The organism is Pseudoroseicyclus sp. CXY001, assembly GCF_041714655.1.
GTDB lineage: Bacteria > Pseudomonadota > Alphaproteobacteria > Rhodobacterales > Rhodobacteraceae > Pseudoroseicyclus_A.
This window is the reverse complement of record NZ_CP168219.1, coordinates 2299463-2320037: the sequence shown is the minus strand read 5'-3', so window position 1 is coordinate 2320037 and position 20575 is coordinate 2299463. Positions and strand designations below refer to the sequence as shown.

At 70.8% G+C, this 20575-nt stretch carries 18 protein-coding genes; 6 read left to right on the top strand and 12 right to left on the bottom strand.

Annotation, left to right across the window (positions count from 1 at the left end; genetic code table 11):
- The first annotated feature begins 136 nt into the window (after positions 1-136).
- The 3 genes from modA to modC are packed head-to-tail and all read left to right on the top strand — an operon-like array spanning position 137 to position 2665.
- Positions 137-874, top strand: coding sequence for a molybdate ABC transporter substrate-binding protein (gene modA, locus ACAZ03_RS11295; RefSeq protein ID WP_373353639.1), 738 nt, complete (start codon positions 137-139; stop codon positions 872-874).
- Positions 871-1566 (top strand): molybdate ABC transporter permease subunit, encoded by a 696-nt coding sequence (gene modB, locus ACAZ03_RS11290; RefSeq protein ID WP_373353637.1) that lies wholly within the window; start codon positions 871-873, stop codon positions 1564-1566. Before modA ends, modB begins: the two co-directional genes overlap by 4 nt.
- Positions 1567-1576: 10 nt before the next feature.
- On the top strand, positions 1577-2665 hold the full coding sequence (modC, locus tag ACAZ03_RS11285) for a molybdenum ABC transporter ATP-binding protein (RefSeq protein WP_373353635.1): 1089 nt from the start codon (positions 1577-1579) through the stop codon (positions 2663-2665).
- 107 nt (positions 2666-2772) lie between these two features.
- On the opposite strand, the gene ACAZ03_RS11280 is transcribed toward modC, so the two are convergent.
- From ACAZ03_RS11280 to ACAZ03_RS11225, 12 genes are all read right to left on the bottom strand, one after another.
- The gene (locus tag ACAZ03_RS11280) at positions 2773-6369 is read right to left on the bottom strand and encodes a hydantoinase B/oxoprolinase family protein (RefSeq protein WP_373353633.1); all 3597 of its coding nucleotides are present in this window, start codon (positions 6367-6369) and stop codon (positions 2773-2775) included.
- 431 nt (positions 6370-6800) lie between these two features.
- Complete coding sequence (locus ACAZ03_RS11275) at positions 6801-7244, bottom strand: paraquat-inducible protein A (protein WP_373353632.1); 444 nt, start codon at positions 7242-7244, stop codon at positions 6801-6803.
- Entirely contained in the window at positions 7241-8050 is an 810-nt protein-coding gene (locus tag ACAZ03_RS11270) for a hypothetical protein (protein WP_373353631.1), read from the bottom strand. Before ACAZ03_RS11270 ends, ACAZ03_RS11275 begins: the two co-directional genes overlap by 4 nt.
- Entirely contained in the window at positions 8047-8793 is a 747-nt protein-coding gene (locus tag ACAZ03_RS11265; RefSeq protein WP_373353629.1) for an ABC transporter ATP-binding protein, read from the bottom strand. The genes ACAZ03_RS11270 and ACAZ03_RS11265 overlap by 4 nt, the downstream gene beginning before the upstream one ends.
- Complete coding sequence (locus ACAZ03_RS11260; protein ID WP_373353628.1) at positions 8790-9566, bottom strand: MlaE family ABC transporter permease; 777 nt, start codon at positions 9564-9566, stop codon at positions 8790-8792. Before ACAZ03_RS11260 ends, ACAZ03_RS11265 begins: the two co-directional genes overlap by 4 nt.
- Positions 9563-10603, bottom strand: coding sequence for an alanine racemase (gene alr, locus ACAZ03_RS11255; RefSeq protein WP_373353626.1), 1041 nt, complete (start codon positions 10601-10603; stop codon positions 9563-9565). Before alr ends, ACAZ03_RS11260 begins: the two co-directional genes overlap by 4 nt.
- A 385-nt stretch (positions 10604-10988) precedes the next feature.
- The gene (locus tag ACAZ03_RS11250) at positions 10989-12290 is read right to left on the bottom strand and encodes a TRAP transporter large permease (RefSeq protein WP_373353624.1); all 1302 of its coding nucleotides are present in this window, start codon (positions 12288-12290) and stop codon (positions 10989-10991) included.
- On the bottom strand, positions 12287-12805 hold the full coding sequence (locus ACAZ03_RS11245) for a TRAP transporter small permease (RefSeq protein ID WP_373353622.1): 519 nt from the start codon (positions 12803-12805) through the stop codon (positions 12287-12289). Before ACAZ03_RS11245 ends, ACAZ03_RS11250 begins: the two co-directional genes overlap by 4 nt.
- A 73-nt stretch (positions 12806-12878) precedes the next feature.
- Complete coding sequence (dctP, locus tag ACAZ03_RS11240) at positions 12879-13973, bottom strand: TRAP transporter substrate-binding protein DctP (protein ID WP_373353620.1); 1095 nt, start codon at positions 13971-13973, stop codon at positions 12879-12881.
- Between the two features lie 21 nt (positions 13974-13994).
- Positions 13995-14873 (bottom strand): amidohydrolase family protein, encoded by an 879-nt coding sequence (locus ACAZ03_RS11235; RefSeq protein WP_373353618.1) that lies wholly within the window; start codon positions 14871-14873, stop codon positions 13995-13997.
- Positions 14870-15364: a MarR family winged helix-turn-helix transcriptional regulator gene (locus tag ACAZ03_RS11230; RefSeq protein ID WP_373353616.1), complete on the bottom strand. Its 495-nt coding sequence runs from the start codon at positions 15362-15364 to the stop codon at positions 14870-14872. Before ACAZ03_RS11230 ends, ACAZ03_RS11235 begins: the two co-directional genes overlap by 4 nt.
- Positions 15361-16131, bottom strand: coding sequence for a crotonase/enoyl-CoA hydratase family protein (locus ACAZ03_RS11225; RefSeq protein WP_373357073.1), 771 nt, complete (start codon positions 16129-16131; stop codon positions 15361-15363). Before ACAZ03_RS11225 ends, ACAZ03_RS11230 begins: the two co-directional genes overlap by 4 nt.
- Positions 16132-16260: 129 nt before the next feature.
- Here ACAZ03_RS11225 and ACAZ03_RS11220 point away from each other — a divergent pair, with 129 nt between their 5' ends.
- The 3 genes from ACAZ03_RS11220 to ACAZ03_RS11210 all read left to right on the top strand — a co-directional run bounded on the left by ACAZ03_RS11220 (position 16261) and on the right by ACAZ03_RS11210 (position 20544).
- The gene (locus ACAZ03_RS11220; protein WP_373353615.1) at positions 16261-18111 is read left to right on the top strand and encodes a feruloyl-CoA synthase; all 1851 of its coding nucleotides are present in this window, start codon (positions 16261-16263) and stop codon (positions 18109-18111) included.
- Between the two features lies 1 nt (position 18112).
- Complete coding sequence (locus tag ACAZ03_RS11215; RefSeq protein ID WP_373353614.1) at positions 18113-18871, top strand: SDR family NAD(P)-dependent oxidoreductase; 759 nt, start codon at positions 18113-18115, stop codon at positions 18869-18871.
- Positions 18872-18981: 110 nt separating this feature from the next.
- Entirely contained in the window at positions 18982-20544 is a 1563-nt protein-coding gene (locus ACAZ03_RS11210; RefSeq protein WP_373353612.1) for an acyl-CoA dehydrogenase family protein, read from the top strand.
- The last annotated feature ends 31 nt before the right edge of the window (positions 20545-20575 follow it).

Sequence of the window (20575 nt, the reverse complement as noted above, 5' to 3'; positions counted from 1 at the left end):
TCCCGAAAATCCCGGGGGTGTGGGGGCAGCGCCCCCACCGCACTCAAAGGAATGCGCCGCAGGCGCTCCTTTGAACAGCCGGATGCACGACGCGCCCCCGCTTGCCACGCCCCGCGGCAGGGAGGAGGATGGCGCCATGCTCCGCGGCCTTGCCCTCCTCCTCGCGCTCCTGCCCCTGCCGGCCCTGGCCGAGCGGGTGACGATCTTCGCTGCCGCCTCCCTCGCCGGACCGCTCGATGCGGCGTCGGCGCTCTGGGAGGAGGAGAGCGGCCACGAGGCCGTCCTCTCCTACGGCGGCTCGTCGACGCTGGCGCGGCAGATCCTCGCCGGGGCGCCGGCCGATGTCTTTCTCTCCGCCAATGCGGCCTGGATGGACGAGGTGGAGGCGGCCGGCCGGATCGTGCCCGGCAGCCGGCGCGATCTCTGGGGGAATGCGCTCGTCCTCGTCGCGGCCGCGCCGGGGGCGCTGGCGCTCGAAGACCTGCCCTCTGCCCTCGGCGGCGGGCGCCTCGCCACAGGGCTCACCGACTCCGTCCCCGCCGGCATCTACGCCCGCGAGGCGCTGACCGCGCTCGGCCTCTGGGATTCTCTCGCCCCCCGGCTCGCCGAGGCGGACAGCGTGCGCGCCGCGCTCGCCTTCGTCGCCCTCGGCGCCGCGCCCTACGGGGTGGTCTATGCGACCGATGCCGGGGCCGAGCCGCGCGTCCATGTCGTCGCCACCTTCCCGGCGGAAAGCCACGCCCCGATCACCTATCCGGGCGCCGCGCTGACCCCGGGCGCTGCCGAGGCCTTCCTCGCCTTCCTTGAGACCCCCGCCGCCCGAGCTTTCTTTACGGATGCCGGGTTCACCGACCCGCCGGAGCCCGCCCGGTGACCGGGGCCTGGCTCGGCCCGGCGGAATGGCAGGCGGTGGCGCTCTCCTTCAAGGTGGCGCTGGTGGCGGCTCTCGTCTCGCTGCCCTTCGGGCTGGCCGCTGCCTATGCGCTGGCCCGGGGGCGCTTTCCGGGGCGCGATCTCTTCTCTGCCCTGGTGCACCTGCCGCTGGTGTTGCCGCCGGTCGTGACCGGTTACCTGCTCCTCCTCGCCTTCGGGCCGGAGGCGCCGGCGGGGCGGGCGCTGGACGCCCTCGGCCTGCCGCTCGCCTTCCGCTGGACGGGGGCGGTGCTGGCGGCGGCCGTCATGGCCTTCCCGCTCATGGTCCGCGCCATCCGCCTGTCGCTGGAGGCTGTCGATGCCCGGCTCGAGGAGGCCGCCGGCACGCTCGGCGCGGCGCGGGCGCGCATCTTCGCCACCGTGATCCTGCCGCTCATCGCCCCCGGGCTCCTCGCCGGCTGGGTGCTGGCCTTCGCCAAGGGGCTGGGTGAATTCGGCGCCACGATCACCTTCGTCGCCAATATCCCGGGCGAGACGCGCACCATCGCCAGCGCCATCCATGCCTTCCTGCAGGCGCCGGGGGGCGAGGGGGCGGCGCTGCGGCTGACGCTGGTCTCCATCGCCCTCTCCCTCGCCGCGCTTCTCGCCTCGGAATGGCTGGCGCGCCGCGTCGCCGCCCGGATCAGGGCCTGATGGGGGCGGCATGACGCTTGAGGTCGCGTTTCGCCACCGGCTCTCCGCCGGCTTCGCGCTCGACGTCGCCTTCGAGGCGCCGCCCGGGGTCACGGCGCTCTTCGGCCGCTCGGGCGCGGGGAAGAGCTCGGTGCTTCGTGCCGTTGCGGGGCTCCTTCGCCCCGACGAGGGGCGCATCGCCATGGCGGGCGCGCCGGTCTTCGACAGCGCGGCGGGCGTCGACCTGCCGCCCCACCGCCGCCGCTTCGGGCTGGTCTTCCAGGAACCGCGCCTCTTCCCGCATCTCTCCGTCCTGCGGAACCTCCGCTATGGGCGCCGGGCGCTGGGGCTGCCCGCCAACCCGGCCCGCGAGGCGGAGATCGTGGAGATGCTGGGCATCGGCGCGCTCCTCGCCCGCCGGCCGGCCGGGCTCTCGGGCGGCGAGGCGGCGCGCGTCGCCATCGGCCGGGCGCTGCTCGCCGAGCCGCGGCTTTTGATGCTCGACGAGCCCTTTGCCGCGCTCGATGCGGCCCGCCGCGAGGAGATCCTCCCCTGGCTCGAGCGCCTCCGCGATCATGCCGGCCTGCCCATCCTCTTCGTCTCGCATTCCCTGCCCGAGGTCGCCCGCCTCGCCGCGCGCATCGTCTTGATGGGGGAGGGGCGGGTCCTCCGCGCCGGGCCGGCGGCAGATCTGCTGGCCGACCCGGAGGCGGCGGAATTCCTCGGCCCGCGCGAGGCGGGCGCCGTGCTTCAGGGCCGGGTCGGCCGGACGGCGCCGGACGGGCTGACGGAGGTGCGCCTCGCCGGCGGCACGCTGCACCTGCCCGGCGTCACGGCGGCGGCGGGTGCGGCGATCCCGGTGCGCATCGCGGCCTCCGACGTGATCCTGGCGCTGACGCCGCCCGTCGGGCTCTCGGCGCTCAACATGCTGGAGTGCCGGGTGGCCGGCCTCCACCGCGGGCGCGGCCCGGGCGTCATGGTGCGGCTGGAGTGCGGGGGCGAGGCGCTCCTCGCCCGCATCACCGCGCGCTCGGCGGAGGCGATGGGGCTTCGGGAGGGGCTGGCGCTGACGGCCATCGTCAAGTCGGTGGCCATCGGGCCGGCGGATCTCGGCGGTTGAGTACGGGGGGCATTCTGCCCCCGTCGCCATTGGCGCACGAACCGATGGCGCACCAATGGCGACCCCCCTGAGGATTTTTTGGGAGCAGAGACAGGGGGGCGGGGCGCTTACTTTTCGCCGTAGCCCCCCGGGGTCGGCGTGGTCATGATGACCGCCTCGCTGGCCTTCAGCCGCGTCTGCGCCGCGTGGGGCAGCTCCTCCAGCGTGCCGTCCGCCCGGCGCACCTCCGTCTTGCCGACCTGCCCGTCGCCGCCGCCGGCGATGCCGCTCGGCGGGCGGTGGCGGTGGGAGGAGAGGATGGCGAGGTCCATCTCTTCGAGGAACCTCAGCACCCGCCGCGTGCCGTCGCCGCCGGGGAAGGCGCCGCCGCCGCCGGAGCCGGGGCGGAGCGAGAACTCCTCCAAGAGCACCGGATAGCGGGTCTCGAGGATCTCGGGATCCGTCAGGCGGGAATTGGTCATATGCGTATGCACCCCTCCCGTTCCGGCAAAGCCCGTGCCGTCGTTGAGCCGCCCGGCGGGGGAGCCGGAGCAGATCGTCTCGTAATACTGGTAGGTCTCGTTGCCGAAGGTCGTGTTGTTCATCGTGCCTTGCGCATTCGCCAGCGCCCCGAGGGCCTGGAACAAAGCGTTGGTCACATGCTGCGAGGTCTCGACATTGCCCGCCACCACGGCGCGCGGATAGGCGGGGCGGAGCATCGAGCCCTCGGGGATCACGATGTCGATCGGCCTGAGGCATCCGGCATTCATCGGGATCGGCGCCTCGACCATGACGCGGAAGGCATAGAGCACCGCCGCCCGGGCCACCGGCTCGGGGGCGTTGTAATTGTTCTCCGCCGCCTCCGAGGTGCCGGTGAAATCGACCGTCGCCCGCCGGGCCTCGCGGTCGACGCGGATCTTCACCGCGATCACCTGGCCGGTGTCGGTCTCGTAGCGGCACTCCGCATCGCCCAGCTTGGCGATGAGGCGGGCGACCTCCTCGGCGGCATTGTCCTGTACATGACCCATATAGGCCTCGACCACCTCGAGCCCGAACTCGCCCGTGATCCGGCGGAGCTCGGCGGCGCCGCGCTCGTTGGCGGCGAGCTGGGCCTTCAGGTCGGCGATGTTCTGCCCCGGGTTGCGGCAGGGCCAGGGGTGGTCGGTCAGCAGGGCATGGAGCGCCTCCTCGCGGAACTCGCCCCGATCCACCATCAGGAGGTTGTCGATGAGGACGCCCTCCTCATCCACATTGGTGGCGAGCGGCGTCATCGAGCCCGGCGCCGTGCCGCCGACATCGGCATGGTGGCCGCGCGAGGCGACCCAGAAGAGCAGGCGCTCGCCCGCCTCGTCGAAGACCGGCGAGACGACGGTGATGTCGGGCAGATGCGTGCCGCCGTTATAGGGGGCGTTGAGCGCCCAGGCATCGCCGGGGCGGATCTTGCCCTCGTTCTGGCGGATGATCGCCTCGACGGAGCGGTCCATGCTTCCGAGGTGCACCGGCATGTGCGGGGCGTTGGCCACCAGCGCACCGGTGGCATCGAAAACCGCGCAGGAAAAGTCGAGCCTTTCCTTGATGTTGACCGACTGGGCGGTCATCTGGAGCGCCACGCCCATCTGCTCGGCGATGTTCATGAAGAGGTTGTTGAAGACCTCAAGGAGGATCGGGTCGGCCTCCGCCGCGCCATGCACCTCCTCCCGGGTTGCCGCCTCGGTGCGGCGCATCAGGATCTCGTCGCCGCGGGTCAGCTCGGCCGCCCAGCCGGGCTCGACGACGATGGTCTGGTTGGGCTCGATGATGAGCGCGGGGCCGGTGATCCGGGCGCCGGTCGTCAGCTCCTCGCGCCGCCAGATGCCGGCCTCGTGCCAGGTGCCGGAATGGAGCCGGCCGGTGCGGGGGGCCTCGGGCTCGTGCGCCTCGAAGGGCTCCTCGCGGGGCGGGGCGGCATCGTCGGGGACCTCCCAGCCCTCGACCTCGACCGCCTCGACGACGAGGGTGCGGCCGGGGCTGATGAAGCCGAACTGCGCCTTGTGCGCCGCCTCGAATGCGGCACGGGCGGGGGCGATGGCGCCGTCCCAGGCCACGGGCAGCGCCGTGTCGGTGCCCTCGTAGCGGAGGTGGAGCCGCGTGGCGGCCTCCTGCGGCTTTTCCGTCTGGGCGGCGATCTCGGCGGAGACCGCCTTCGCCAGCTCGCCTTGCAGCGCGCCGATGGCGTCGAGCGAGCCCTCCTCCAGCGGCTTCAGGAGCCCCTGGTTGCGGGTGGCCGAGATGCCGGAGAGGCCGATCCCATAGGCGGAGAGGAGGCCGGAGAGCGGGTGGATCAGCACTGCCTCCATCCCAAGCGCATCGGCGACGGCGCAGGCATGCTGCCCGCCGGCACCGCCGAAGGAATTGAGCAGATAGCGCGTCACGTCGTAGCCGCGCTGGACGGAGATCTTCTTGATCGCGTTCGCCATGTTGGCGACGGCGATGCGCAGGAAGCCCTCGGCCACCTCCTCCGGCGCCTTGCCCTCGCGGGCGGCGATCTCCTGGAACGCCGTCTCGACCGCGTCTGCATCGAGCGGCTGGTCCTGCCCGGGGCCGAAGATGGCGGGGAAGAACTCGGGGCGGAGGCGCCCGAGCATGAGGTTGGCATCGGTGACGGTGAGCGGGCCGCCACGGCGGTAGCAGGCGGGGCCGGGGTCGGCGCCGGCGCTGTCGGGGCCGACGCGGAAGCGCCCGGGCTCGGCATGCAGCACCGAACCGCCGCCCGCGGCGACCGTATGGATGCGCATCATCGGTGCGCGGATGCGCACGCCCGCGACCTCGGTGTCGAAGGCACGCTCGTAATCGCCGGCGGAATGGGCGACGTCGGTCGACGTGCCGCCCATGTCGAAGCCGATGACCTTCTCGAAGCCGGCGGCCTTTGCGGAGAGCACCATGCCGACGACGCCGCCGGCAGGGCCGGAGAGGATCGCATCCTTCCCCCGGAAGCGGTCGGCAGCGGTGAGCCCGCCGGAGGACATCATGAATTCGAGCCGCGGGCCCTTGTCGGCCGTCGTGCCGAGCGCCTTGGCGACCCGGCTGACATAGGCGGAGAGGATGGGGGAGAGGTAGGCATCCGCCACCGTCGTATCCCCCCGGCCGACGAACTTGATGAGCGGCGAGGTCTCGTGGCTGGTGCTGATCTGGGTGAAGCCGAGGCCCTGGGCCATCTCGGCCAGTGCGATCTCGTGCGCCGGGTTCTGCCAGCCGTGCATGAGCGCGATGGCGACGGCGGTGATGCCCTTCTCGCAGGCGGTGCGGAGGGCGGCCTCGGCGGAGGCGGGATCGAGCGGCGTCAGCACGGAGCCGTCGGCGGCGAGGCGCTCGTCGACCTCCGCCACCTCGGCATAGAGCATCTCGGGCAGGAGGATCTCCTTGGCGAAGATCTCCGGCCGGGCCTGGTAGCCGAGGCGGAGCGCGTCGCGGAAGCCCCGCGTGGTGAGGAGGAGGACCTTCGCCCCCTTGCGCTCGAGCAGCGCATTGGTGGCGACCGTGGTGCCCATGCGGATGCGGCCGACCTTGCCCTCGGGCAGGGGGGCATCGCCCTTCAGCCCGAGCAGCCGGCGGATGCCCTCTACAGCGGCATCCTCATAGGCCTCGGGATTGTCGGAGAGGAGCTTCAGCGGGTGGAGCTGGCCATCCGGCGCGCGGCCGATGACATCGGTGAAGGTGCCGCCCCGGTCGATCCAGAAATCCCACATGTGATGCTCCCTCGATGGTCCGCCATGGGTGGGCGAGGGGCGGGAGGAGGTCAAGGGCAGCGCTCGGGCGCCGGCGGGGCGGGGCGCGATTTTCGGGCGAAAATCGGGGGGCATGCATTCCGGCGTAGGGTGGGTTTGTAACCCACCGTCGGCGCAACGCTCGTTCCGTGCCCCCGCCCGGTACGCGCCGGCACGGCGCAGGTCGAGCGCCGGCCCGTCCCGCGGGCTGGCGCTCTGCTGGGGCTGGGCCTGGCCTCAGAGCGAAGGAATGGCTGCACCATAAAGCGCGCCGCACCACCGGCAGGAGCGCCAACCCCCGGGCCGGCGCTCGCCCTGCGCGGCGAGGTAGCGCCCGGTGGCGAAGGGGGTGGTGGGTTGGAAACCCACCCTACGACATGCGGCACCCGGTCGTCTCCCCCGCTAAAGGGGCTTCACCCCACCTCGCCGCGTCGAGACAGCGCCGACACGGCCAGCGACCCCAGTACACAGGCCGTGAAGAGCCAGAGCCCCCAGGCCGTCTCCACGCGGCCGATGCCGATGCCCTTCGCGATGGCGACGTAGAGCGCGATGAGGAAGACATCCCCCATCGCCAGCCGCCCCAGCCAGATCAGCGCCCCGTGGACGCGCGCTGACAGGAGCCCGAACTGGATGAGCGCCAGCCCGATGACCTTCAGCATCGGCGCCACAAGCGCGAAGAAGGTGACGAGGAGCGCCAGCGCCACATCCGCCTCCCAGAGCGACTGGAGCCCCGAGATCACCGAGATCTCCTCCAGCCCGAAGAGCGGCAGCATCCCCGCGCGCATGAGCGGCGCGAACCAGGAGAGCGGGAAGAGCACCAGGAGCGCCAGATTGGCGACCTTGAGCGCCCGGCTCATCCCCGCCCCCCGGCCAGCGCCCAGAGCCGCTCGTCCAAAGCGTTGTGCTCGGCGAGGAAGGCGCGCATCCGCTCGGTGCGGAAGACCGCGCGGTCGAAGGCGGAACGGGAGGTGTTGCGGCGGGGGAGCGGCGGCGCCTCCGCCCCCGTCATGGCGCGGAAGGCCGGGGCGATGTCGCTGCCGAGGCCGAGCCCGGCGAAATCGGCCAGCGCCGCCGGCATGTCCTCCACCGAAGTCTCCCGTCCGTCCGGCATCAGGTAATCCGCCTGCAGGTTCAGGAACAATGTATGGTGGAGCGCCAGGAAATGAATGACCGCCTTGGGGTCGTTGTTGTCCGCCGCCCTTATGTCCGCCGAGAGCTGGCGGAAGAAGGCGGGGTAGCGGCGGAAGCGCAGCCAGCCGCGGTCGTGGATCTCGATCCACCATTGGTAATGCGAGGCGACCTGCTCGGTCGGGTCGCGGATGAGCGACACCCAGCGGGGGATGCGGCCGGCTTCCTCCAGGAACGAAGCGAAGCGCCGCCGCTGGATATGGCCGGAGACCCAGGAGGCCTGCCGCAGGAGCCCCGTCATCCGCGCCGGATCGCCCTCGTAATGGCCGATATGGGGAACGCCCTCGGCGACGCTCGGGCCCAGGCGGCGGAGCAACACGGAATTGTCGCGAAGCCCCCCGGGCAGCGTCCGCAGGAGCGGCAGGGCGGGGTGGCCGGCGGCGTGATGGGCGAAGAGGGCGGCGTTGAGCGTCGAGCCGGCCGTCTTGGGGACGTGGATGAAGACCGGGAGCTCGGGCGCTACCGGCCCCCTCATCGGATCGTCTCGATCGGCCCCTCCGCGGCGCCGGTGACGAACTGGCGGAGGTAGGGATCCTCCGCCGCGTCCATCTCGCCGACCGGGCCCTTCCAGCGGATCTTGCCGGCATGGATCATCGCCACCTCGTCGGCAATCGCGCGGACGGAGGCCATGTCATGGGTGATGGTGATCGCCGTCGCCCCCATGTCGGTGACGATGGAGCGGATCAGCTCGTTGATGACACCCGCCATGATCGGGTCGAGCCCGGTGGTCGGCTCGTCGAAGAAGATCACCTCGGGATCGGCCGCGATGGCGCGGGCGAGGGCGACGCGCTTCTGCATGCCGCCCGAGAGCTCGGCGGGAAAGCGCTCCGCCACTTCCGGCCCGAGCCCGACGCGGGCGAGCTTCTCCACCGCCAGCGCCTTCGCCTTCTCGCGCGGCAGGCGCCCGGGGCCGCGGGTCAGGCGGAAGGAGATGTTCTCCCAGACCGGCAGGGAATCGAAGAGCGCGCCGCCCTGGAAGAGCATCCCGAAGCGGGAGAGGAAGGCGGCGCGGGCGCGGCCGTCCATCTCCTTGCCCTCGAAGCGGATGTGCCCGGCGTCGGGCCGCACGAGCCCGAGGATGCACTTGAGCAGCACCGACTTGCCCGTCCCCGAGCCGCCGATGACGACCAGCGACTGGCCCTTCGGCACCTCGAGGCTGATCCCGCGAAGCACCGCGTTGTCGCCGAAGCTCTTCTGAAGGCCGTCGAGCGCGATCATGCCGAGAAGAACACCCCCGTCAGCAGAAAGTTGGCGGCGAGGATCGCCACGGCCGCCGCGACGACGGAGCCCTTGGTGGCGCGCCCGACGCCCTCCGCCCCCCTCGCCGAGCCCATGCCGTACCAGCAGCCCATCAGCGCGGCGAGAAAGCCGAAGACGGCGCCCTTGGCGAGCGAGGAGGCCATGTCGAGCGGCTCGAGGAAGGCCCAGGTGTTGGCGACATAGGTCGAGGCGTTGAAGCCGAGCCGCTCCACCGCCACGAGCTGACCGCCGAGGATGCCGATGACGTCGCCGATGGCGACGAGCGCCGGCACTGTCAGCGTCGCCGCCAGCAGGCGGGGCGAGACGAGATAGCCCATCGGCGAGGCCGAGAGCGTCACCAGCGCGTCGATCTGCTCGGTCACCTTCATCGTCGCGATCTCGGCGGCGATGGAGGAGGTGACGCGGGCGGCGATCATCAGGCCGACGAGCACGGGGCCGAGCTCGCGCACCATGCCGACGGCGACGATCTGCGGCACGAACTGCTCGGCCGAGAAGCGGGAGCCGCCGGCATAGATCTGCAAGGCGAGCGCGCCCCCGGTGAAGATCGCCGTCAGCCCGACGACGGGCAGCGACAGCCAGCCGATCTGCAGGAGCGCGGTGCCGAAGGCGCGGGCCTCGAAGGGGCGGCGGAAGAGCCGGCCGAGCGCCTGGCCGGTGAAGATCACCAGCGCGCCGAGCGCGGCGAGGAGCCGAAGCGCCCGCGCGCCGATCCCGGCAAGGGCGGCGGTCATGAGCGGGCGTAGCGCCGCTGGTAGCGGCTCCCGAGCGAGGTCAGCACCTCGTAGCCGATGGTGCCGGCGGCGGCGGCCACCTCGTCCACCGGGCTCTCCGGGCAGAGGAGCGACAAGTATTCGGGGTCGCGGCCGAGATCGGTGACGTCGACGGTGATGAGATCCATCGAGATGCGCCCGACGGCCGGGCAGGGCACGCCCTCGTACCAGAGGGTGAGGCCGTTGCCGGAGGCGCTCCGCAGCATCCCGTCGGCATAGCCACAATTGATGGTGGCGAGCCGCGTCTCGCGCTCCGCCTGCCAGGTGTTGCCGTAGCCGACGACCTCGCCCGGGGTGAGCGTCCGGCATTGCACCACCGGCAGGTCAAGCCGGGCGGCGGGCGCGGCACCCGCGAAGGGCAGGCCGCCATAGAGGCCGATGCCGGGACGCGTCAGCTCGAAATGGTAATCCGGCCCGAGGAGGATGCCGCCGGTCGCGGCCAGCGAGCGCGGCACGCCGGTGCCGTCGGTCATCTGGCGGAAGAGGTCGAGCTGGTAGGCGTTCATCGGATGGTCGGGCTCGTCGGCGCAGGCGAGATGCGACATCAGGAGCGAGGCGCCGGCCTCGAGCGCGATCTCGGCGACGGCGGACCATTCCTCCCATTCCATGCCGAGCCGGTTCATGCCGGTGTCGAGCTGGATGCCGAAGGGATGGCCCGGAAGGGCCTCCACATGGCGGGTGAGCTGGTCGATGGAATTGAGGAGCGGCACGAGGCCGAGGTCGCGGATCATCTCGGTATCGCCGGCCATGTGACCGGAGAAGACGTAGATGTCGGGCTCCTCGCCGAGGACGGGGCGGAGCGGCACGGCCTCTTCCGCCACGGCGACGAAGAACGAGCGGGCGCCGGCGCGGGCCAGCTCGCGGGCCACCTGCTTGGCGCCGAGCCCGTAGCCATCGGCCTTGACGACGGCGCCGGTCTCGCCGGCGGATTTGGCGGCAAGCGCCTGCCAGTTCTCGGCAATCGCGTCGAGGCGGATGGTCAGAAGCCCTGTGCTCATGGGCACCCTTCTGACAGGTGGGGCGCGCCCGTCAAGAGCGGGGCGGGGACGGGGGGTGGGACCGTTGGGCGCGGGGATGCGGGGTGGTGGGTTACAAACCCACCCTACGTCTGGACCAACGGTCGAGATGTGCCCCCGCCCGGTACGCGCCGGCACGGCGCAGGGCGAGCGCCGGCCCGTCCCGCGGGCTGGCGCTCTGGTGGGGCTGGGCCCGGCCGGTGAGCGGGGAGGTTGGTTGCGCCATAAAGTGCGCCGCGGAACCGTTGGAGCGCCACCCCCGGGCCGGCGCTCGCCCTGCGCTGCGACGTTGCGCGTGGGGCGGGACAGCGCCGAACGGACGGCCCTAGCGTAGGGTGGGTTTGTAACCCACCACCCGGCCGCCCCCCTACTGCAGAAGCTGCGGCAGGAAGAGCACCAGCGAGGGCGCCGCGACCACGATGGCCACCACGAAGAGATCCGACAGAAGGAACGGCAGCACGCCGGCGAAGACCTGCGTCACGCTCACGTATTTCCCCGCCACGTTCTTGATGACGAAGACGTTCATCCCCACCGGCGGCGTGATCATGCCGATCTCGAGGAGCTTCACGACGAGGACACCGAACCAGACCAGCGAGATCTGCTGGGCCTCCAGCACCGGCAGGAAGACCGGCAGCGTCACCAGCATGGCGCCGAAGGGCTCCATGAAGGTGCCGAGCGCGAGGTAGATGGCGACGATGATGAGCATGAGCGCGAAATAGGACAGGTCCGACCCCGCCACCGCCTGCGAGATGAAGTTCGACAGGCCCGAGATGCCGAGGAAGCGGGTGAACATCGTCGCCCCGATGCCGATGATGAGGAGCGAGCCGGTGGTCGTCACCGTCTCGATCAGCGAGGTGCGCAGCGCCGCCCAGCTCAGCGTCCGCGTCGCGAGCGCCAGAAGCATGGTGCCGAGGGCGCCGACGGCCCCCGCCTCGGTCGCCGTGAAGAGCCCCGAGAAGAGCCCGCCGAAGACGAGGAGCACCAGCGCCAGCACCGGCAGCACCTTGGCGAGGGCGCCATAGCCCTGGTTGTCCGCCATCTCGGCGCGGGAGGGGATCACGTCGGGCCGGAGCCAGCAGATCACCAGCACCACGAGGCAATAGCCCAAGGCCGTCAGGATGCCGATCGAGATGCCGCCGACGAAGACCTGGGTGATCGAGGTCTCGGCGATGACGCCATAGATGATCATAAGGATCGAGGGCGGGATCAGCGCGCCGATGGTGCCGCCCGCGGCGATGCAGCCGGCGGCGACGGAGGGGCGGTAGCCGGCCTTGACCATCTCGGGGATGGCGATGCGGCCCATGGCGGCCGAGCAGGCGAGCGACGAGCCCGAGACGGCGGCGAAGCCCGAACAGGCGAAGATCGACGAGATGGCGAGCCCGCCCGGCAGCCGCGCCAGCACGACCTTGGCCGCCTCGAAGAGCCCGCCGGTCATGCCGGTGTGAAAGGCGACGAAGCCCATGAGGAGGAACATCGGCACGGCCGACATCGTCCAGGAGGCGACGAAGGAATACGGCGTGTTGGCGAGGATGCCGATGGCCGGGTTCAGCCCGATCAGCGACCAGATCCCCCCGAAGGAGACGAGGATCAGCGACAGGGCGACCGGCAGGCGCAGCACGAGGAGGAGGGCAAGGATGCCGATCCCCCAAAGACCGATATCGACATTCATTCTTCCTGCATCCCGAGCTCGGTGGCGACGCGCGGGTTGATGAGCCCCCAGGCGGCAAAGAGGCTGGCGACGGCCGCCAGCGTGAAGCCCACGGCCGGCACGAAATAGCTGTGCCAGACGGGGAATTGCAGGCTCACGAGCTCGACGAATGTGCCGGCCTGCGCCTCCTTCAGCGCCTTCGGCCAGTTGGCCCAGGCGAGGAGCACGTAGGTCCCGCAGGCGACGAGCATGACGAGCACGTCGGAGCCCCTGCGCATCCGGTCGCTCAGGGCGAAATCGAGAAGCTCGACAGAGATCATCTGCCGCCGGAACTCCAGATAGGAGAGCGGCAGGAAGGCGATGCCGGTCATGTAGTAGCGGGCCACGATCTCGGGCGTCGTGTTCATGGCGATGTTGAAGAGATTGCGCAAAAGCACATCGAGGCAGATGTGCAGCATCATCGCGATGACCGCGAACGCCCCCAGATAGGCGAGCCCCCGGCTCACCCCGCCTGCCAGCCTGGCCAGCCCCTGCATCCCTGACGTCCCCTCCCGATGGAAAGCCCCGGCCCGCCTGTGGTGCGGGCCGGGGCCGGTCTTGCGGCTCGGCTCAGAGCCCGTAGGTGGACAGGTCGACCTTCGACCAGATCTCTTCCTGGGCGCGGGCGGCGAGGGCCTCGGGGTCTTCCCCGACCTCCTCGACGATGGCCGTCCACTTCTCCACCAGCGCGGCGAAGTCGCCGGCGAGCGGGTTGGCGTCGATCCGGGCCTGGATGTCCTCGGCGGCGAAGGCGTTGGAGGCGCTGATGAAGGCCTCGTCCGGCTGGATCACCTCGATGTTGGCATTGCCCTCGACGGCGGCGGTCGCCTCGGCCGGCAGCTGGAAGGCCCAGCGGTCGGTGAGCTGCGGGTCACCGCGGTTGGCGGCGGCGACGAACATCTCGCGCTGTTCGACGCTCATGCCTTCCCAGGTCTCCAGCGAGGTCGTGAAGTTCGACGTCACGTGGTAGGTGCCGAGCGGGATCATCGTGACATAGGTCGCCACGTCGATCAGCCGGTAGGACAGCATGTCGACGATGGAGGCCATCGTGCCGTCGATCGTGCCCTGGCTCATCGCCTCGAACTGGTCGCCGACGGCGATGTTCACGGGCGTCGCGCCGAAATGCTCGGCCCAGCGCGAATAGGGCGCGCCGCCGGAGCGCAGGCGCAGGCCCTGCAGGTCCTCCGCCGTCCGCACCGGGGTGGTGGTCAGAAGCACGTAGACATCCGACGAGCCGGCGCCGAGGAAGACCGAGCCGAAGGCGTTGAACTCCGCCTGGCAGGGCTCGCAATTGACGCCGAACTCGGTCATCGCCCAGGCCATCGCATGGGGGTTGCGGCCGAGGAGCGCCAGGTCACCGGCGACGCCCGTCTCGGGGAAGTCGGCGGCGAAATAGAGCGGCAGGCCGTTCGCCACATTGGCGAGGCCGGATTGCAGCGCGTCCTTCACCTGCGGCAGGGCCACGACTTCCGGCCCGAGGATCGTGCCGGTCATGGCGCCGTCCGATTCCTCGGCGAGGAATTCGGCGAAATGCTCGTACATGTAATAGGCCGGGTGGGCCGGCGGCGCGGCGGGGGCAAGCCGCAGCTCCTGAGCCTGGGCGGCAGCGCCGCCCCCGAGAACAGCGGCGGCGACGAAAGCGCCGATCACTTTATCTTTGAACATGAGGTCCTCCCTGGATTGCGTTCAAAGCTTCAGTAGTTTTCGAGCGTTCTCCTTCAGGATCTTCGGGATCACGCTCTCCTTCATTTCCAGCTTCGCGAAATCGTCCAGCCAGCGATCGGGCGTGATCGCCGGCCAGTCGGAACCGAAAAGCATTTTGTCCTGCAGGATCGAATTGCAGTATTGCAGCAGGATCTTCGGAAAATACTTGGGCGACCAGCCGGAGAGGTCGATGTAGACATTCGGCTTGTGCGTCGCGACCGCCAGCGCCTCTTCCTGCCAGGGGAAGGAGGGATGGGCGGCGATGATCGGCATGTCGGGGAAGTCCACCGCGACATCGTCGAGATACATCGGGTTGGAATATTTCAGCTTCATTCCCATGCCGCCGCGCATCCCCGCGCCGACGCCGGTCTGGCCGGTGTGGAAGAGCGCAATGCAGCCCTCCTCGGCGATGGCCTCGTAGAGCGGATAGGCGAAGCGGTCATTGGGGTAGAAGCCCTGCATCGTGGGGTGGAACTTGAACCCCTTGATGCCGAACTCCTTCACCAGCCGCCGGGCCTCCCGCGCGCCGGCGCGGCCCTTGGCGGGGTCGATGGAGGCAAACGGGATCAGGATGTCGTCATTCTCGGCCGCGATCTGCGCGACCTCCTCGTTGGAATAGCGGCGAAAGCCCGTCTCGCGCTCGCCATCCACGGGAAAGATCACCGCCGCGATGTTGCGCTCGCGGTAATAGGCGGCCGTCTCCTGAACCGAGGGGAGCATCCCCTCCTTGCCGGCGGGGTTCTTGAAATACCGCGCCATGCCGGCCTGGAACTCGTCATAGCCATCGTCGCGCGGGCCGCAGCAGGGCTCCTCGGCATGGGTATGGATGTCGATGGCGCGGATCTTCTCGAGGTCTATCATTCGTGCCACCAGTCCGGGCCGCAGTATTTCTGGAGGAGTTCCGCGAGTTGCAGCCGCTCGGCGCGGGTGAGGGCATTGCCGTGGTAATCGTCCGCCCCGAAGAAATCGGCCTGCCGCTCCTCGACGAAGCGCTTGCCCGGCTCGGTGAGCGTCAGCTCCACCGAGCGGCGATCGTCGTCGGGGATGTGGCGCGTGACGATGCCCTGCTCCTCCAGCTTGCGGATGAGCTTGGTCATATGCGCCGGCTTGATGCGGAGCGCATGGGCCAGCCCGCCCTGGCGGATGCCGGGGTTGAGATGGATCACCCAGAGCAGCGAGAATTCGCCCGGTTTCAGGTCGAGCCCGCCGAAGCGCTCGAAGAAACGCTCGAAAAGCCGGAGCTGCGCGATGCGCATCATGAAGCCGAGCGAGGTGCCGAGCTCGCCGAGCTCGACCCTTGCCGTGCCGGCGTCGGCGTTGGCGGCGGCGGGGAGGGTGTCGGCCCGGCTCATGAGCGGCCCGGCGCGGCAACCTTGCCGGCACGCTTTTCGAGGAAGGCGCGGAGCCGCTCTTCCGCCTCCGGCGTCGTGGCGGAGAAGGAGGAGATGAAGCTCTCGACGAAGAGCCCGTCGTCCCGCGCCATCGCCTGGATGCGGGGCAGGGCGTTGATGACGGCGTAATTGGAGAAATCGGCGTTGGTGGCGGCGCGGGCGGCGAGCTCGACGGCCTTCTCCAGCGCCCGCCCCTCGGGGACGACATATTGCACGAGGTTCCACCGCTCCGCCGTCTCGGCATCCACCGAGCGGCCGGTGAGCATCATGTCGGTCATCCGGGCGACGCCCATCAGCCGCGCGGCCCGCACCGAGCCGCCGCCGCCGACGAAGATGCCGCGCGTGCCCTCGGGCAGGGCGAAGAAGGCGGTCTCGTCCGCCACGCGCACATGTGTGGCCGAGGCGAGCTCCAGCCCGCCGCCGACGACGGCGCCATGCAGCGCGCAGAACCACGGGATGCGGCCGAATTCCATGAGCGTGAAGACGTCATGCCATTTGCGGCTGCCCTCGACGCCCTGAAGCGGCGTCTTCTGCACATGCTCGGCGAGGTCGAGCCCGGCGCAGAAATGCTTGCCGTGGCCGTGGATCACCCCGGCGCGCGCCTCGGAGCGGGCACGCAGGACGGCGGCCTCGATCTCGCCGACGAAGCGGTCGGAGATGGCATTGCGCTTCTCCGGCCGGTTGAGGCCGATCAGCGCCACATCGCCGCGCAGCTCATAAGTCACCATGGTTTCGGCGCTGCCGTCACTCACCCGTCGCACTCCCGTTCAGTCGGGCGCAGCTTAGGCGAGGGTATTTTCCTTGTAAACTAATTCCGCGTGTCTGATACTCCGGGCCGCAAGGCAGGGAGGATGGCCATGGCGGCAAAGGCGCCGATACGCGAGGTGACGATCTGGGAGCCCCGGATCGGCTTTGAGGAGCGCCCCGACGGCTCGATGCTGGTCTGGCGCGAGGACGCGCTGGGCGCCTATCCCGACAGGCTTTCCGACAGGATCCTCCACTGGGCCGAGGCGGCGCCGGATCGCACCTGGATGGCCGAGCGCGATGGCGATGGCTGGGCGGAGATGACCTATGCCGGGCTCGCCGACGCGATGGCCAGGGTGGGCACGGCGCTTCTGGGGCTAGGGCTCTCGCCCGAGCGGCCGCTCATGATCCTTTCCGGCAATTCGCTCGCCCATGCGGTGGCGGCGCTCTCGGCGCAATATGTGGGCGTGCCCTCCGCCGCCGTGGCGCCGGCCTACGCGCTCGTCAGCAAGGATTACGCGAAACTGAAGGACATCGCCGGCCAGATCACCCCCGGCGCGCTCTTCGTCGAGGATGCCGGCCCCTTCGCCAAGGCCATCGCCGCGGTTTTCGGCGCCGATGTGCCGGTCATCGCCGCCCGTGGCGAGATCCCCGGCCGGCAGGTGCTGCGCTGGGCCGATGTCATGGCGACGGAGGCCGGACCCGAGGCCGAGGAGGCCCGCACCGCCACCGGCCCCGATACGGTGGCGAAGTTCCTCTTCACCTCCGGCACCACCGGCAGCCCCAAGGCGGTGATCCAGACCCAGCGGATGCTCTGCGCCAACATGGAGCAGGTGCTCGACTGCTATGCCTGGCTGCGCGACGAGCCGCCTGTGCTGGTCGACTGGGCGCCCTGGAACCACGTCGCCTCCGGCACGAAGGTCTTCAACATCGCGCTCTACAACGGTGGCACCTTCTATATCGATGCCGGCAAGCCGACGCCTGACGACATGGCAGAGACGATCCGCAACCTGCGCGAGATCGCGCCGACCTGGTACTTCAACGTGCCCGCCGGATTCGAGATGCTGATCGAAGCGATGGAAGAGGATTCCGCGCTTCGCGAAAAATTCTTCAGCCGGGTCAAGATGTTGCTCTATGCCGGCGCCGGCATGGCCGCGCATACCTGGCGGCGGCTCGAAGAACTGGCGGAAGAGACAATCGGCGCCCGCGTGCTCATGTGCGCCGGGCTCGGCTCCACCGAGACGGCGCCCTTCGCCATCTTCTGCACCGAGCCGCAGCCCGGCCCCGGCAATTGCGGCGTGCCCGCGCAGGGCGTCACGCTGAAGCTCGTCCCCTCCGGCGACAAGCTGGAGGCGCGGTTCAAGGGCCCGAATGTCACGCCCGGCTACTGGCGGGCGGAGAAGCTCTCCGCCGAGGCCTTCGACGAGGAGGGCTTCTACCGGATGGGCGACGCGCTCCGCTTCGCCGAGCCCGGGCGGCCGGAGAAGGGCTTCTTCTTCGACGGCCGCATCGCCGAGAACTTCAAGCTGCAGACCGGCACCTGGGTCGCCGTCGGCGCGCTCAGGGCCAAGCTCATCGACGCGATGGACGGGCTGATCCGCGATTGCGTCATCGCCGGCGAGGGGCAGGAGGAGCTGGGGGCGCTCCTCGTGCCCTTCCGCCCCGGGCTCGAGCGGCTGGTCGAGGGCGGCGCGAAGCTCTCCGACGAAGAGCTCTTCGCCCATCCTTCCGTCCATGCGGCGCTGGCCGACAAGCTCGCCGCCCATGCCCGCGCCGCCACCGGCTCCGCCAGCCGCGTGGTGCGGGCGCTGCTCTTAACCGAACCTCTAAAGCTCGATGCCGGAGAGGTGACGGACAAAGGGTCCGTAAACCAACGCGCCGTATTGAACCGCAGGGAAGGGGCCGTGGCCGCGCTCTACGAGGGCGGTCCCGGTGTCATTCATGCGGGCGAAAGGGCGAGGTAGGATGAAGATCGAGGGAACCAGCGCATTGGTCACCGGCGGGGCCTCCGGCCTCGGCGCGGCGACGGCGCGGATGCTGGCGAGGGAAGGCGCGAAGGTCACGGTGGTGGACCGCAACGAGGGCGGCGCCATAGACCTCGCGAAGGAGATCGGCGGCCACGGGCTGGCGGTCGACGTTACCTCCTCCGAGCTGGTCTGGGCGGCGTTCAACGTGGCGAGCGAGGCCTTCGGCGTGCCGCGCATCGTGGTGAACTGCGCCGGCATCGGCGGCGCCAGCCGCATCGTCGGCCGCGACGGGGTGATGCCGCTGTCGGATTTCGAGAAGGTGATCCGGGTCAACCTGATTGGCACCTTCAACGTGATGCGCATCGCCGCGCATCAGATCAGCCTCACGGACGGGCCGACGGGCTGCAAGGGTGTGATCATCAACACCGCCTCGGTCGCGGCCTTCGAGGGGCAGATCGGTCAGGCCGCCTATGCGGCCTCGAAGGGCGGCATCGTCTCGATGGCGCTGCCGGCGGCCCGCGAGCTTGCCCGCTTCGCCATCCGCGTGAACACCATCGCGCCGGGGATCTTCCGCACGCCGCTGCTCGACGGCCTGCCGGAGGAGGCGCAGGACGCGCTGGCGCGGACGATCACGGGCCCGGTGCGGCTCGGCGAGCCCGAGGAATATGCGCATACGGTCAAGTACATGGTCGAGAACGATTATCTGAACGGGGAAGTGATCCGGCTGGATGCGGCGACGCGGCTGCCGCCGAAGTGAGGCGGCGCGCGGGGGGCCGCAGGCCCCCCGGTCCCCCCGCCTCGGGGGGCGCTCGCGCCCCCCGAGATCCCCCCTGAGGATTTCTTTGGAGCAAAGACTGGGGGAACGGGGTGACGGGGGAAGAACGGCTTCTGGCTATGCTGGGGGTGACGCCGGGGTGGCGGCGGCTCTGCGCGCTTGGCCATGTCGATGACGAGGTGGCGGGCGAGGTGCTCGCGGCGGCCGGGCGGCTGGCGCGTGGCGTGCTGCGGCCGATCGCCGAAGCCTCCGACCGGGTCGGCGCGCGCGTCGAGGATGGTCGCGTCGTGCTGCCCGAGGGCTTCGCGGGGGCCTGGGCTGAGGTGGCCGGCGGCGGCTGGATCGGGCTCGACCTGCCGGAGGCGCTGGGCGGCTCCGGCCTGCCGGTCGCCCTTCAGGCCGCGGCGGAATCGCTCTTCGATGCCGAGGCGCCGGCCTTCCTCATGGCCCCCGGCGCCGCCCGCTCGGCAGCGCATCTTCTGGCACAGCACGGCGGCGAGGGTCTCGCCGATTGGGTGCCGGCGCTCATCGCCGGCGAGCGGGCGGCGACGATCTGCATCTCGGAGCCCGGGGCGGGCTCCGACGTGGGGCGGATCGCCACAAAGGCCACCCGCGAGGGCGGCGCCTGGCGCGTCACCGGCCAGAAGATCTGGATCAGCTTCGGCGATCACGACCTCGCCCCGATCATCGGCCATTGCCTGCTGGCGCGCACATCCGACGCCCCCGGGACCCGCGGCCTGTCGCTCTTTCTCGTCCCGGCGCGGCGGGGCGCGCCGGGCGTCACGCTCCTGCGGATCGAAGAGAAACTGGGCCTTCACGGCTCCCCCACCTGCGCGCTGGCCTTCGACGGGGCGGAGGCGCGGCTGATCGGCGAGGAGGGGCGGGGACTGCCCCAGCTCTTCGCGATGATCGAGCTCATGCGCCTGCAGACCGGCGTGCAGGGGCTCGGCCTCGCCACCGCCGCCGCCGAGCTGGCGGAGGCCTATGCCGCCGAGCGCCGGCAGGGCGGCGACCCGGCCGCGCCGCCGGTGCCCATCGCCACCCATCCCGACGTCGCCCGCCAGCTCGGGCAGCTGCGGGCGGAGACGGAGCTCCTCCGCGCCGCCGTTCTCGAGCTCGCCTGCCAGATCGACCTCGCCGCCCGGGCGCCCGAGCCGGAAGAGCGCGCCGAGGCGCAGGCGCTCGCGGCCTTCCTCATGCCGCTCGTGAAGACCTTCGGGGCCGAGACGGGCTTCGACGCGCCGCACCGCGCCATCCAGGTGCTCGGCGGCGCCGGCTATACGCGCGACTACCCGCTGGAGCGGATGCTGCGCGACGCGCGGGTGCTGGCGATCTACGAGGGCACCTCGGGCATGCAGGCCATCGACTTTCTCGAGCGGCGGGTGGTGCGGGGGCAGGCGGGGCTCGCCGCCTTCCTCGCCCGGGCGGAGGCGCCGCGCTTCGCCGCGCTCGCCGAGCGCATCGCCGCCGCGCCGGAGCCGGCCAGGCTCGCGGCGGCGGATGCGTTCCTCCGCGCCGGCTGGTGCGCCGTCACCGGCTGGCTCGCGGGCCGGATCGAGGCGATCGACCCCGCCTCGGCCCGCATCCTCCGCCGGGCGCTGCCGGAGCGCTTCGCCCTTCACGCCGCCGAGGTCGAGGCCGCGCTCGCCCCTTGACCCGGGCGCCGTCCAGGGCGAGGTGAGGCCG

Coding starts and splice junctions, on each gene's coding strand:
- modA (WP_373353639.1), top strand. CDS start 137: ATGCTCCGCGGCCTTGCCCTCCTCCTCGCGCTCCTGCCCCTGCCGGCC.
- modC (WP_373353635.1), top strand. CDS start 1,577: ATGACGCTTGAGGTCGCGTTTCGCCACCGGCTCTCCGCCGGCTTCGCG.
- ACAZ03_RS11280 (WP_373353633.1), bottom strand. CDS start 6,369: ATGTGGGATTTCTGGATCGACCGGGGCGGCACCTTCACCGATGTCATC.
- ACAZ03_RS11275 (WP_373353632.1), bottom strand. CDS start 7,244: ATGAGCCGGGCGCTCAAGGTCGCCAATCTGGCGCTCCTGGTGCTCTTC.
- ACAZ03_RS11270 (WP_373353631.1), bottom strand. CDS start 8,050: ATGAGGGGGCCGGTAGCGCCCGAGCTCCCGGTCTTCATCCACGTCCCC.
- ACAZ03_RS11265 (WP_373353629.1), bottom strand. CDS start 8,793: ATGATCGCGCTCGACGGCCTTCAGAAGAGCTTCGGCGACAACGCGGTG.
- ACAZ03_RS11260 (WP_373353628.1), bottom strand. CDS start 9,566: ATGACCGCCGCCCTTGCCGGGATCGGCGCGCGGGCGCTTCGGCTCCTC.
- alr (WP_373353626.1), bottom strand. CDS start 10,603: ATGAGCACAGGGCTTCTGACCATCCGCCTCGACGCGATTGCCGAGAAC.
- ACAZ03_RS11250 (WP_373353624.1), bottom strand. CDS start 12,290: ATGAATGTCGATATCGGTCTTTGGGGGATCGGCATCCTTGCCCTCCTC.
- ACAZ03_RS11245 (WP_373353622.1), bottom strand. CDS start 12,805: ATGCAGGGGCTGGCCAGGCTGGCAGGCGGGGTGAGCCGGGGGCTCGCC.
- dctP (WP_373353620.1), bottom strand. CDS start 13,973: ATGTTCAAAGATAAAGTGATCGGCGCTTTCGTCGCCGCCGCTGTTCTC.
- ACAZ03_RS11235 (WP_373353618.1), bottom strand. CDS start 14,873: ATGATAGACCTCGAGAAGATCCGCGCCATCGACATCCATACCCATGCC.
- ACAZ03_RS11230 (WP_373353616.1), bottom strand. CDS start 15,364: ATGAGCCGGGCCGACACCCTCCCCGCCGCCGCCAACGCCGACGCCGGC.
- ACAZ03_RS11225 (WP_373357073.1), bottom strand. CDS start 16,131: ATGGTGACTTATGAGCTGCGCGGCGATGTGGCGCTGATCGGCCTCAAC.
- ACAZ03_RS11220 (WP_373353615.1), top strand. CDS start 16,261: ATGGCGGCAAAGGCGCCGATACGCGAGGTGACGATCTGGGAGCCCCGG.
- ACAZ03_RS11215 (WP_373353614.1), top strand. CDS start 18,113: ATGAAGATCGAGGGAACCAGCGCATTGGTCACCGGCGGGGCCTCCGGC.